This window comes from Arthrobacter sp. CAN_A214 (assembly GCF_015751955.1).
GTDB lineage: Bacteria > Actinomycetota > Actinomycetes > Actinomycetales > Micrococcaceae > Arthrobacter_D.
This window is the reverse complement of record NZ_JADOUU010000011.1, coordinates 71581-84942: the sequence shown is the minus strand read 5'-3', so window position 1 is coordinate 84942 and position 13362 is coordinate 71581. Positions and strand designations below refer to the sequence as shown.

10 protein-coding genes are annotated in these 13362 nt (G+C 65.5%); 2 read left to right on the top strand and 8 right to left on the bottom strand.

Annotation, left to right across the window (positions count from 1 at the left end):
* Positions 1 to 211 precede the first annotated feature (211 nt).
* Together IWX65_RS11085 and IWX65_RS11080 are read left to right on the top strand one after the other, a co-directional pair.
* Positions 212 to 1888, top strand: coding sequence for a DEAD/DEAH box helicase (locus tag IWX65_RS11085; RefSeq protein WP_196882855.1), 1677 nt, complete (start codon positions 212 to 214; stop codon positions 1886 to 1888).
* Between the two features lie 101 nt (positions 1889 to 1989).
* Complete coding sequence (locus tag IWX65_RS11080) at positions 1990 to 2391, top strand: YccF domain-containing protein (protein WP_196882853.1); 402 nt, start codon at positions 1990 to 1992, stop codon at positions 2389 to 2391.
* Positions 2392 to 2686: 295 nt separating this feature from the next.
* On the opposite strand, the gene IWX65_RS11075 is transcribed toward IWX65_RS11080, so the two are convergent.
* The 8 genes from IWX65_RS11075 to betT all read right to left on the bottom strand — a co-directional run bounded on the left by IWX65_RS11075 (position 2687) and on the right by betT (position 13311).
* Positions 2687 to 3394, bottom strand: coding sequence for a cation transporter (locus tag IWX65_RS11075; protein ID WP_196882852.1), 708 nt, complete (start codon positions 3392 to 3394; stop codon positions 2687 to 2689).
* Complete coding sequence (locus IWX65_RS11070; protein WP_196882851.1) at positions 3394 to 3723, bottom strand: ArsR/SmtB family transcription factor; 330 nt, start codon at positions 3721 to 3723, stop codon at positions 3394 to 3396. The genes IWX65_RS11075 and IWX65_RS11070 overlap by 1 nt, the downstream gene beginning before the upstream one ends.
* A 166-nt stretch (positions 3724 to 3889) precedes the next feature.
* Positions 3890 to 4183 carry a hypothetical protein gene (locus tag IWX65_RS11065; RefSeq protein WP_196882850.1) on the bottom strand — a complete coding sequence of 98 codons (294 nt, stop codon included), beginning with the start codon at positions 4181 to 4183 and terminating at the stop codon, positions 3890 to 3892.
* A 226-nt stretch (positions 4184 to 4409) separates the two neighbouring features.
* Positions 4410 to 5930 (bottom strand): flotillin family protein, encoded by a 1521-nt coding sequence (locus tag IWX65_RS11060; protein WP_334683814.1) that lies wholly within the window; start codon positions 5928 to 5930, stop codon positions 4410 to 4412.
* A gap of 135 nt (positions 5931 to 6065) precedes the next feature.
* Entirely contained in the window at positions 6066 to 8009 is a 1944-nt protein-coding gene (locus tag IWX65_RS11055) for a penicillin-binding transpeptidase domain-containing protein (RefSeq protein ID WP_196882849.1), read from the bottom strand.
* Positions 8010 to 8084: 75 nt separating this feature from the next.
* Complete coding sequence (locus IWX65_RS11050) at positions 8085 to 9710, bottom strand: GMC family oxidoreductase (RefSeq protein WP_196882848.1); 1626 nt, start codon at positions 9708 to 9710, stop codon at positions 8085 to 8087.
* The gene (locus IWX65_RS11045; protein ID WP_196882847.1) at positions 9707 to 11200 is read right to left on the bottom strand and encodes an aldehyde dehydrogenase family protein; all 1494 of its coding nucleotides are present in this window, start codon (positions 11198 to 11200) and stop codon (positions 9707 to 9709) included. Before IWX65_RS11045 ends, IWX65_RS11050 begins: the two co-directional genes overlap by 4 nt.
* A complete protein-coding gene (gene betT, locus IWX65_RS11040; RefSeq protein ID WP_196882845.1) occupies positions 11197 to 13311 on the bottom strand; it encodes a choline BCCT transporter BetT in 2115 nt (704 codons plus the stop codon). The genes IWX65_RS11045 and betT overlap by 4 nt, the downstream gene beginning before the upstream one ends.
* Positions 13312 to 13362: the final 51 nt, after the last annotated feature.

Genomic DNA, 13362 nt, shown 5'->3' with positions numbered 1-13362 from the left:
CGGGCGTCGGGGAATGCTAGAATAGAGAGACTTGCCTGCGCACGTGCCGGATTCCATCGGTTGCCTGACGCACGGCATGCGTCGATGAACGCTTTCTTTTGTCCCGCAAATGCTCCGGACGGAGCGCGGTGGACACTGTCTGACTTTTCTTCGGCGAACCCCTGTGCCAACCGGCGCCGGGGAAGATGAGAAGAAAGTTCGTGCTAACTACATGACTACTTTTGCTGCCCTCGGTGTGCCCAAAGCGCTGGTCGAAAACCTCTCTGCCCAGGGAATCACCGAACCATTTCCCATCCAGGTCAAGAGCCTGCCCGATACCCTCGCCGGACGCGACGTCCTGGGCCGTGGCCGCACGGGTTCAGGAAAAACCCTGGCGTTCGCGCTGCCCATGGTTGCCCGGCTGTCCGAGCAGGAAGCGGCCTACCGCCGCAAGCCGGGCCGACCGCTGGCCCTGGTGCTCGCTCCCACCCGCGAACTGGCTACGCAGATCAACAACACGATCGAGCCCCTTGCCAATGTGCTCGGGCTCAATACCACCGTCATCTACGGCGGCGTGTCCCAGCAGCGCCAGGAGAAGGCACTTCGCGCAGGCGTCGATATCGTCATCGCCTGCCCCGGTCGCCTCGAGGACCTCATGCGCCAGAAGCTGATTTCACTCGAATCGGTCGAGATCACGGTGCTGGACGAAGCGGACCACATGGCCGACCTCGGTTTCCTTCCCGTGGTCAAGAAGCTCATGGACACCACTCCCGCCGAAGGGCAGCGGCTGCTGTTCTCCGCGACGCTGGACAACGGCGTGGACAAGCTCGTGAACCGCTACCTGACCAAGCCGGTGACCCACTCCGTGGATGACCCCCAGGCTGCAGTGACTACCATGGAGCACCACGTTCTGCTCATCGGTGACCAGACGCAGAAAAAGCAGCTGATCGTCCAGCTGGCATCGGGAACCGGCCGCCGCCTGCTGTTCATGCGTACCAAGCACCACGCCCGGAAGCTGGCCAAGACCCTGACCGACGCCGGCATCCCCGCCGTCGACCTCCACGGAAACCTGTCGCAGAATGCCCGCGACCGGAACCTCGCCGAATTCTCCAGCGGGGATGTGCGCGTACTGGTGGCTACGGACGTCGCGGCCCGCGGTGTCCACGTGGACGACGTCGAGCTCGTGGTCCACGTCGACCCGCCCACGGAGCACAAGGCATACCTGCACCGCTCAGGACGTACGGCGCGCGCCGGATCCTCCGGAACCGTCGTGACGATCACCCTTCCCGAGCAGAAATCCGAAGTGCAGAAGCTGATGCGTGCTGCGGGCGTCGACGTGGCGTTCGAAAACGTGAAGGCGACTTCACCACTGGTGGGCAAGCTCATCGGTGACGTCGCCGAGAAGATCGATCCGCGCACTCGTGCGGCGCTGCTCGCACAGCGTGAAACCCAGCGCGGAGACGGTACCTCCACCGGGGCCAACGCCGAGCGCAAGCGTGCGCGTCGTGGTGCCGCAGCGCCGGCGCCGGGCGGTCGTGGAGGCCGCGGCGGTCGTGGCCGCGTGGCTGCGGAAGCGCCCTCGGGCAACCGCTCCGAGCGTCGCAAGGACCAGCCCCAGGCACCGAGGTTCGGGTCGGATGCAAACGGAGGAGCCGGTGCCAGCCGTCGTCGTCCGTCGGAGTCAGGGACCTCGTCCGAGAACGGCGCAGCCCGCACCCGCAGGCCGGCGACGGGCCAGCGCGCCGGTGATGTCGCCCCGAGGCGTCCGGCAACAGCAGGCAGTGGCCAGGCAGCAGGCGGGCAGCGCGCCCACGGTGCGCCTTCGGCCGGCCGTTCGGATGCTGCACGGCGTCCCAGCGGGTCACGCCGTGCAACAGCACCGGCGTCGAACGACCGCCGCACGCGCTAGCCGGAACCAGTACCGCTGGACAAGCGCTCCTTCCCTTCGGGGGAGGGGCGCTTTTTCGTTATACCCGGCAGGCCGCTGCTTTCTGGGGAAGAATGAAGGGCATGAACGCTCTCCTGAATGTCATCTGGCTGCTGTTCGGCGGAATCTGGCTGGCCCTCGGCTATTTCGTGGCGGGAATCCTCTGCTGCTTGCTGATCGTCACCATCCCCTTCGGAATTGCTTCCTTCCGCATCGGCGCCTACGCGCTGTGGCCCTTCGGGCGAAGCGTGGTGGACCGCGGAGGCAAGACGTATCTGTTCTCGACGCTGGGGAACGTCATCTGGGTCCTGGTGGCGGGAATCTGGATCGCCATCGGGCACATTGTCACTGCCATTCCCATGTTCGTCAGCATCATCGGGATCCCCCTGGGAATAGCCAACCTCAAGCTCATCCCGGTGTCCCTGATGCCGCTTGGCAAGGAAATTGTGCCCTCCGGCAGCATGCGCCTTTCGTATTACCGGTAACTCCTTCTCCAGATGAGCACGACGCCCGCCCTGGCCGCAGGAGCCGCCCGGGGGAAGCTGATCCCTGAACGCTCGCGGTTCTAGCCGATCAGGTCCAGGCCGCCTGGGCTGGCGGCAGAAATTCAATAGGGCCGCAACAGGGAGTCCGATCGTCCTGGCTTGCGGGGAGTGTGGCCGTTGCAAGCGCCGGGAGGAGCAGGAAGGCGAGGGCAGTTTTGTTGGGCATGGCCATGCTGCGGTGCTGTGAAGGCATGGAAGGCTCGCTCGTTGTGCACCGTCGTCGTTGAGGAATTCGTCAGTGGCAGCAGGTGCAACCGGGCTCTGCCGCCGCTTCCCATCCTTCGTTGGTATCGGCGTCGTCCAGTGGGCTCGCGCAGCAGGCGTCGCCCTTCCAGGCTTCCCGGCCTTCCTTGATGGCCCAGCCGGCGATGACCAGTGCAGCGATCGGGTCGGCCCACGGCCATCCGAGAAGACTGTTCAGCAGGAGCCCAAGCAGCAGTACCCCGGAGAGGTAGGAGCACAGCAGGGTCTGTTTCGAATCGGCCACCGCTGAACGTGATCCCAATTCACTGCCGGCACGGCGCTGGGTTATTGAGAGCACAGGCATGATGACCAGGCTGACGGAGGCCAGGACAATGCCCACCGTCGAGTGCTCGGCCTCTCCACCGGCTATCAACGCTCGGATCGCATCGATACCAACGAACGCGGCCAAACCAAAAAAGGAGAACGCGATGAACCGCAGGGCAGTCTTCTCCCGCGCTTCAGGGTTCCGCCCGGCGAACTGCCACGCCACGGCCACCGCGGAAGTCACCTCAATTATCGAGTCGAGGCCGAACGCGATCAGTGCGCTCGAGGACGCCACTGTTCCAGCGGTGATAGCCACCACAGCCTCGATGATGTTGTAGGTGATCGTCGCTGCAACGAGGAGGCGGATACGACGTGAGAGTACTGCCCGGCGGGCCGCATCGGGACGGTTGATAGTGGAGGGTTTCAGCAGGCTCATCAGCAACACCCTTTCCTGGCACTGTCGGCACAATGCTCCGGGTCGGTGATCAGCACCACGGCCAGCAGTTCGGTGAGCGCGCTGCACAATTTCGGATCCGCCAGTTCATATCGGGTCCGGCGCCCCTCCGGAACGGCCACCACCAGTCCGCACCCGCGTAAGCAGGCCAGGTGGTTGGATAGTTTCTGGCGGCTCACTCCCAGCATGTCGGCCAAATCGCTGGGGTAGGCCGGAGCGTCCCGGAGCGAGAGCAGAACCCTGGACCGGGTCGGATCGGAAAGGGCATGACCGAACCTGGACAGTACCGATGAATGCGTAAGGGTCTCCACCTGTCAATTGTACAGATTTCCTTGAATCGACAACGAGCTGCATGACGACCACAGCTGATCGTCATGTCCTGTCGGCACCGATGCTCGGCCCACCCGGCTGCCGAAGGTTTCTCCGCTGGCGGGAAAGACACTGATGCAGCCTCAGGAAATGAGCTGCTCCGGCACGTCAGGAGATTGCCGGCTCAGAGAAGTCCGTGATCGCTTTGTTGCTGGAATGGTCGGAACTGTACGGCGCGCGGTACAGGGTACGGGGGGTGACGTCCAGGATGTCGTCGATGAGTTCGTTCACAGCCTGTGACACGCAGTTCCGCTCGTCCATGGGAAGAGCCACCATTCCGTGCAGATAGGCATCGACCTCAGTCTCTCCGATTCCGCCGCCCATGTTCAGGTAGTGAAGCCACACTTCGTCAACACTCAGGCCGGCGAAGGTCAGGGCGCCAAGGGTTTGTTCGTGCTGCATGTTCACTTCCCTGGGAAAGGGGCCATGGCGGGTCGCTAGCGTGACCTCTGTTCCAAGGATGGGCTTCCGCCCTCAAGTGCCGCTTGCAGGGAAGCTCTGTTTTTCATCAAGATGCTCGGCATGCAGAACGCCCGGCCGGAATCGTCCGGCCGGGCGCCTGCGTCAGTTCTGATCGGCGGGCCGGGTAAGTGCCCCGAAAAGCGGGCCTTGCCCGACCTTCAGCGGGTCAGGAATCCGCTCCCGCAGCGGGACTACCGCCATGCGGGGCTGCCGCGGTGGATGAACCGGGCGTCGCGCCGCGCCGGGTGGGATCAGCATTCCGAAGGGCGTCGCCCAACAACGCAATGATGTCGAGGCCGGTGGTGTCCTTGATCATCTGTGTGGTCTGATGCACGCCGCTCGAGACGTTCTTGCTCAACTGGCTGGCGCCGTCGTTCGAGACCACCGTCATGTTCTTGATCGCGGACATGGGTGCCGCGACCTCGCGGGCCATCGCGGGAAGCACCTCAAGGACCTTGCTGAGGATCGCGGCCTGGTTGAACTTCTGGTAGGCCTCGGCCTGGGCTGCGATACCGGCGGCCTCCGCCTTGCCTTTGGCCTCGGTTGAACCGGCCTCGGCGCTACCGCGCGAACTGATGACGGCTGCGTCAGCGCGGCCCTTGGCCTCATTGATGGCAGCTTCCGCGTTACCGCGTGCCGTGTTCGCCGCGGCGTCGGCCTCAGCCCCCACCCGGTCACCCTCGGCACTCAGCTTCCGCTTGGCAAGCTCAACCCGTGCTTCGATCTCGGTGGCCTCGGAGGCTCGCCGTCGTTCCTCGAGCTTCGCGTCGGCCTGCTGGATCAGCCGGTACTTCTCAGCATCGGCCGGCTTGCGGACCTCGGTGTCGAGCTCCCGTTCGCGCAACTCGGCGCGCCGCTGGGCGACCTGCTGCTCACGGATGATGACCTGCTCGTTCTGCTCGGCCTGGGCCAGCGGACCTGAGGCGTCGGCCCGTGCCTGACGGGCGTCGGCCTCCTCCTTCAGTTCGGCCCTTCGGATGATCAGTTGCTGCTGGGCGAGCGCAACCTGCTCGTCGGAGATTGCGCGAGCCTGCTCGGATTCCTGGACCGAGCGGGCTTCGGCGATCTTCGCGTTCCGCTCGGCGAGCGCCGCTTCAGGTCGGCCGAGGTTCTTCAGGTAGCCCGAATCGTCATCGACGGACTGGATCTGGAAGGTGTCGATCTCCAGGCCCTGGTTGTGCATGGAGTGCTCGGCTTCCTCCTTGACGCTCTTGGCGAAGGTGGCGCGGTCGCGGATGATCGACTCGACCGTCAGGGTACCCACGATCGAGCGCAGTGAACCGGACAGCGTCTCCTGCGTGTAGTGGTCGATGGCGTCCTGCTGATTGAGGAATCGCTGTGCGGCCTTGCGTACGGAGTCGGCGTCGCCCCCGACCTTCACCTGTGCCACTCCGGTGAGATGCAGCTTGATGCCGTTGAGGGAGATGCCCTCGATCTTCAGTGAGACCTGCCGGGACGCGAGGGACAGTGGATAGGCCCGCTGCGAGAACGGGTTGATGAATACGCGACCAAAAACCACGCGCTGGCTGTCAGGATCCGGCTGACCCTTGCTGTCACGCGACGAGATGATGAGGGCCTGGTCGGGACTGGCGATATGGAGGGCCATCTTCGCGAGAATCGCGATGACGACGAGGAGAATGAGAAGAACGATTGCACCTATGACGAACGGTACGAAGGAAAAATCCACTACAACCCTTTCTACGGGCTTACCGGGATGAACGAAACAACATCCGCGTGCGGATGCAGGCCTGTCGATGTCACGCCGTGGTGGAACCCCCAAGTCTCCCGGTGTTGAGCTGCTGGCAGCTTCTGCTGGCAAATCCTAGGGCACGAGCCCTCGCAGGAAGGCTTCCATCAGCGGTCCGCCGGAGGTCGAACCCAGTTCTCCCTCCTCGACGAAGACGGCCACCGCGAGGTCGCCCTGCAGCGCGACGATCCAGGCGTGAGTGCGTGGTGGGTCCTCGCTGCCGAACTCGGCCGTCCCGGTTTTGGCAAGGACGGGGTCCCCTGGGACGTCGCCGAGGAGCTGTGCGCCTCCCTCGGTGACGACGGCGCGCATCAGGGTCCGGAGCGTCTCGGCTTCCTCAGGCGTGAGTGCGCTGGGAGCCGTGGCGTCGCCCTGGTCCGCGGTGCCCGAGGGGGACGAGGGCGACGACGGCGGCTGTCCGGCGTCCTGCCCCTGTGCCAGTAGCGTCGGGGTGATCCGCGCGCCGTTGCCGACGCTGGCGGTCATGGTGGCCAGAGCGAGCGGTGAGACCAGCACCTCTCCCTGGCCGATCAGAGCGGCGGCGTGCGCGGTGCCCTCTGCCTCCTCGGGTACCGAACCGAAGAAGGCAGGGAGCCCGATGGTCGATTCGACGCCGACGCCGAGGTCGGCCGCTGCCGCGGCGAGTTCCGGCTGGGACACGATGTCGCGGTTCGAGATGAAGCCGGTGTTGCAGGACTGCGCAAAGGTCTGGAGCAGCGGGATCGTTCCCACGAATTGCGCCGGATACGTGCTGGCATTCTTGAAGGTGCGGCCCTCGACGTCGAGCTCGGCGGGACACTCCGTCGGGGTGTCGGGGGTGAAGCCCTCGCGGAGCAGCGCCAGGCTCGTGGCGACCTTGAAGGTGGATCCCGGCGGGTACTGTCCGAGGAGCGCGGTCTGCAGGCCGTTACTGCCCGGGCCGTTGGCCACCGTGAGGATTTCACCCGAGCTGGGACGGACAGCCACGATCGACGACGCCGACGGTTCCTCCGCCAGGACCTGCTCGGCCAACGCCTGCATTGCGGTATCCAGCGTGATGGCGAGCGGGGTGCCGGCCACCGGCGCCTTCTCGAAGAGCTGCCGGGGCCCAGCTCCATCGCTGGACACTGAGGTGATTTCGAGGCCGGGCGTTCCCGAGAGCTGGTCGTCGTGCTGCAGTTGAAGGCCCGACAATCCGGTGATGTCTCCAGCGGCAAGGGTCCCGCCTGACTGCTCGATGAGTTCGGCGCTCGGTTGACCCACGGATCCCAGGAGTTCCCGTGCGAAGGTGCGGGTGGGTGCCAGCGCAAGGGTGTCGGCCTGCACAATGGCTCCGGGAATGGCCCCGATCTGCTCGTCGGTGACGGTGCGGGAGGCGTCATCGCGGAGCACGATGGCCTCCACGAAGGCTTCGGAGCCCGCGGCGGCAACCTGTTCGGTGTACGCGGCGGGGTCGATGTCCAGGAGTTCCGCGAGGGCGGAGGCCGCTGCCGGCTGCTCCGCCTCCAAAATCTGCATCTTGTCGATACCCACCCGGACCACGGGCCGTTCCGTCACGATGACTTCACCGTCGGCACTGGTGATTCCGGCCCGCTCCGGCTGGATCTCGGTTTTCTCGAGGCGCTCGTCAACCCTCATCTCCGGCACGAAGAGTGAGGGGTCCCAGATCGCCTGCCACTCGTCCTCCGCACGGGTGAGGTTCGCCGTCGTCGAGTATGTCCAGTCGGTATCGGAGGCATCGACATCCCAGGTGTAGTCCAGCTGGGCCGAGGCGGCGTCGTCGCCCGTGGACTCCACCGATGCCACGGTGACCTCCGGGGCGAGGGGGGCCAGCGCTTCGGTGATCGCGCCAAGGTCGGTGGTGACATCCTGGGCTTCCACCGTGGTGAAGGCGGAGTCGGAGACATCGAGCTCTGCGAGCCCGGCGGCGAGTTCCTGGGCGGCATCCTCGGCCGAGGGTCCGCTGTCGGTGCAGGCCGAGAGAGTGACGGCGAGAACGGCAGTGGTCAGGACGGCGTTGAAGCGGTAAAGATTCCCCATCTGGCCATTATGGCCGATGGGGAACCTTCTGCTCCGCATGCCGGTTCGCGGATGTTGCAGGCGAAGCCGAACCGGTCAGCCCGCCGCTGAACTTCCCGCAGAGCTGATGGCGCTGGTTCGGCGAGCGGCGGCGCGGTCCGCCTTGACGAGGTCGGCGCACCGCTCGCCGATCATCATGGTGGTGATGTTCGGGTTGACGGTGGTGAGCTCGGGCATCACCGAGGCGTCCGCGACGCGGAGTCCGCGGATCCCTTTGACACGCAGCTGCGGATCAAGTGGCGACATCGGGTCGTCCGGCGAGCCCATGCGCACGGTGCCCGCCGGGTGGTACACCGTGTTGTGGGTCCGCCGGATGTAGTCCTGGAGCTGCTCGTCGGTCTGGATGTCCTTCCCCGGGTACAGTTCCTCGCCCGCCCATTCCGCCATGGCGGGCTGGGCCACGATCTCGCGGGCCTTCCGGATCCCGGCGATCATCACGCGCATGTCGTGGGGATCGGTGAAGTACCGCGGATCCACCATGGGCTTGTCGCGGAAGTCCCGGCTCCGGAGCTTCACGCTTCCGCGTGACCGTGCGTGGGTGACGTTGGGGGTGAGGCAGAAACCGTTGTCCGTGGTCGGATAGCCCTGCCGGAGGGTGTGCATGTCGAACGGCACCGAGCCGTAATGGAACATCAGGTCGGGGCGGTCCAGCCCCTCCTCGGTGGTGGTGAAGATCCCGATCTCCCACCACTGGGTGGAGGTCTCCGTCATCGGTTTCTTGGACTCCCACTGGATCACGCCTTCGGGGTGGTCCTGCAGATGCTCGCCCACACCGGGGGAGTCCACCCGCACTTCGACGCCGCGCTCGGTGAGGTGTTCTGCCGGACCGATCCCGGAGAGCATCAGCAGCTTCGGCGAATCGATCGCTCCGGCCGAGACGATCACTTCCAGGCGTGCCGTCAGCGCGCGGGTCCGCCCGAAGGCACCATCGACGACGTCGACACCGGTACACCGGTGGTCGGCGTCGATCCGCAGGTTCCGCGCCCGCAGGTCGGTCAGCAGCGTGAAGTTGGGGCGGTCCAGGATCGGGTGGATGTAGGACACCGACGACGACGCCCGGGTGCCGTCCGCCTGCCGGTTGACCTGGAACAGGCCCGCCCCATTGATGATGGTTTCGCCGGTGTTGAATTTGGCATTGGGGATGCCGGCCTGCGCGCAGGCTTCGAGGAGGGCGCGGCCTGACGGGTCATGCGCTGGGATGTTCATGAGGTGCACGGGCCCACTGTCGCCGTGGTGGCGTGCGTCAGGGCCGGCGTCCTCATTGGTCTCCAGCCGCTGGTACAGCGCATAGGCGGTGTCGGAGTTCCACCCGGTCGCCCCGAATTCGCGCTCCCACTGGTCGATGTCCTCGCGGGGAGCCCAGAAGGCGATACACGAATTGTGGCTCGAGCAGCCGCCCAGAACCTTCGCCCGGGCATGGCGCATGAAGGAGTTGCCGTTCTCCTGCGGTTCGATGGGGTAATCCCAGTCGTACCCCGATTCCAGCAGCTCCATCCAGCGATCCAGCCGGAGGATGACGTCGGAGCCGCGGTCGTCGGGGCCCGCCTCGACGAGTGCGACCTCCACCTCTGGGTCCTCGCTGAGGCGCGCCGCGACCGCGGCTCCTGCCGAGCCTCCACCGACGACGATGTAGTCGAATTCCGATTCCTGCAGCCCACTCATGCCGATTCCTCCTGGACGCGCGCCTCGAACCAGCCGGTGACCGCGGGATCGATGTTGTGGTAGATGTGCTTGGCTTCCTGGTATTCAGCGAATCCGGTAGGCCCTAGTTCGCGACCCATGCCGGAATGGCCGAAACCGCCCCATTCCGCCTGCGGGAGGTACGGGTGGAAGTCGTTGATCCAGATGGTGCCGTGTCTCAGGCGCGCAGCGACGCGCTGGCCCTTGCCGGCATCCTGCGACCAGACTGCTCCTGCGAGACCGTACAGCGTGTCGTTGCCGAGCTCCACCGCCTCGTCCTCGCCGTTGAAGGTCTCCACGGTCACCACCGGCCCGAAGGCTTCATCGACGAGTACCGACGACCCGCGCGTCACCTGGTCCAGCACGGTGGGCGTGTAATAGAAGCCCTTCTCGAGTTCCCCCTCGCCCCAGGTTCCACCGCAGCGCAGCCGCGCACCCTCCTCGAGGCCCTTCTGGACGTAGGCGGTCACCTTGTCGCGGTGGGCGGCCGAGATGAGCGGTCCCGTTTCGGCCTTTTCGTCGAACGGCCCGCCGAGACGGATCTCCCGGGTGCGCCGGACCAGCTCGTCGACGAATCGCTCGGCGATGGGTTCCTCGACGAGGAGCCGGGCTCCGGCGGAGCACACCTGGCCTGAGTGGACGAAGGCGGCATTGAGGGCGTTGTCGAGGGCGGCGTCGAAATCGGCATCGGCGAACACGATGTTCGGGTTCTTGCCGCCCAGTTCCAGGGCCACTTTCTTGATGGTGCCCGACGCTGCGGCAGCAATCCGCTTGCCGGTCTCCAGGCCGCCCGTGAAGGACACCATGTCGACGTCGGGGTGCTCTGACAGGGGAGCGCCGACGACGGCGCCGGCACCCAGCACGAGGTTGGCGACGCCCTTGGGAAGGCCCAGGGAGTCGAGGAGGTCCATCATCAGGATGGACGTGTGCGGGGTCAGTTCGCTGGGCTTCAGGATGAAGGAGCACCCCGCGCCGAGGGCCGGTGCGATCTTCCAGGCGGACTGCAGCAGGGGGTAGTTCCAAGGGGAGATGAGCCCGCACACCCCCACGGGTTCGTAGGCGATCCGGCTCACCACGCTGTTGTTGCCGGCATCGACCATGCGTCCGGCGTCCTGCCCGGCCAGCTTGCCGAAGTAGGCGAAGCAGTCGGCGATGTCGTCCATGTCGATTTCGCTCTCGACCAGGCGCTTGCCGGTGTCCAGGGTCTCGGCCCGGGCGAACTCGTCCTTACGGACGCGCAGTTCGGCTGCCACCCGGAGGAGGAAGTCGCCGCGCTGAGGTGCGGGCACTGAAGCCCACTCGCCGGAGTCGAAGGACTTCCGGGCTGCCGCGATGGCAAGCTCCGCGTCTTCCCTGGTGCCCTCGGACACGTCGCCGACGAATTCACCGTCGGCCGGGCAACGGATGGCGCGGGTGCCGCCGTCGGATGCCGGCACCCATGCGCCGCCGATGAACAGTGTGGCTGTACTCACTTGGTTTCCTCCTGGTGTGGAAAGTCTGACGCCCAGTTGTCCTTGGCGCTCTGGTCCTCGCCGAGGGCCGTATTGCCGGGAAGGGCGCGGTTGAGGTGCAGGAACTCGAGGTGTGTCTCGTAGTGGTCCAGCACGTCGGTGATGACCTGCTCGGTGGTGTAGCCCGTGACGTCGTAGCTGTGGCTGCCCTCGAGGGAAAAGACCTCCATCCGGTAGTACTTCGCATCCACCGCCGCGTTATTGGTTGCGAAGGACGGCGTGTCGTACTGCACGGGATAGATCTGGTATTTGAAGGGCCGCTCATCGCCAAGGCTCACCTGCAGGTCGAGGTGACGGATGCCGCACGCCTCCACGGTTCCGCTGGTGAGGACCACGTCGGCTCTCTGTGCCACGAGTTCGTCACGGACTTCCTGCAGCGCGGGCTGCGCCACGGTGTCGATGAAGTGGTTGGCCTGGGTAGGCCCGGGATAGGACATGGCGCGGGTGAGGCGCTGCCGCCAGTTCCGCCCGCCCCGGCCTTCGGCCGCGCGCCCGGAGATGATGCCGGGCAGGCTGGCCCGGTAGCTGTCGATCAGCGAATTCTCCACGCGGAGGGCCTTGTAGAGCCCCAGCATGATGAACAGCAACAGGACCGACAGGGGAAGTCCCATGATGATGGTCGCATTCTGCAGGGTCGGAACGCCGCCGACCGTCAGCATGGCCAGGGTCAGGAGGCCGGTGGCCACCGCCCAGAAGATGCGGAGCCACTTGGGGCCGTCGGAGTCGGCGTCCTTCAGGCGGGACGTGAAGTTGGACATCACGAGTGCGCCGGAATCGGCCGAAGTGACGTAGAACAGCAGGCCGGTGAATGTTGCGACTGCTGCCAGCAGCGGAGCGGCAGGGTACTGCTCCAGCAGCCCGTAGAACGCACGCTCCGGTTGGTTCATCGCGGTCTCCCCGAAGTCCGCGTTGCCACCCATGACGAGGTCGAGGGCACTGTTCCCGAAGACGGAGATCCAGAGCAGGATGAAGGCGAAGGGAACGATCATGGTGCCGAGGACGAACTGGCGGATGGTCCGTCCGCGGGAGATCCGTGCCAGGAACAGTCCGACGAACGGTGCCCAGGCAATCCACCAGGCCCAGAAGAACAGGGTCCAGCCGCTGAGCCAGGCATCGGGACGGTCATAGGCGAAGGTATCGAGCGTCATGCCCGGGAAACGGCTGAGGACGTCACCGGTGTTCTGGATGATGCCGTCCAGCAGAAAACTCGTCTTGCCGCTGATCAGGACGAACAGCATCAGGCCGAGGGCGAGGATGACGTTGAGCTCCGCGAGCCGCCGGATGCCCTTCTCCACGCCGGAGACCACCGATGCGGTGGCCATGACCACGGCCACGACGATGAGGCCGGTCTGCACGGCAAGGTTTTCGGGCAGCCCGAACATGAACGTGAGGCCGTAGTTGAGCTGGACCACGCCGATGCCGAGGGAGGTCGCAATGCCGAAGATGGTTCCGAGGAGGGCCGCGATGTCCACGGCATCACCGAGGCCGCCGTCGACTTTCCTGCCGAAGATGGGGTAGAGCGCGCTGCGGATGCTGAGGGGAAGGTTCTGGCGGTAGGCGAAGTAGCCGAGGGCAAGGCCCATCAGTGCGTACAGCGCCCAGCCGGTGATGCCGTAGTGGAAGAGTGTGAGGACCATCGCCTGGCGGGCCGCCTCGGTGGTTTCCCCCTCACCCTGGGGCGGAGCGAGGTACTGGGTGATGGGTTCCGATACCGAGAAGAACATCAGGTCGATGCCGATGCCCGCCGCGAAGAGCATCGACGCCCAGGTGAACATACTGAACTGCGGTTTGGAGTGGTCGGGACCGAGCTTGGTCTTGCCGACCCTGGTCAGCGCCACGACCAGGACGAAGATCACCACCACGGTGACGATGAGGAAGTAGTACCAGCCCAGATTGGTGGACACCCACCCGACCATCGCGCCGATCACGGCCGCGGCACTCTCGGGTGACACGATGGCCCATAGGGTGATGGCGAGGATGCCGGCCGCGGAACCGATGAAGACCGTCTTGTTGACCTCGGTCTTTTCAGGGCTGCTCTCGGTGCCCGGCGGTGCTTTCGTTGATGAACTCATGTCTTCCCTCGAGTTGATTGAAGCCACGCTGAACAACCCCCAACGGTGCAG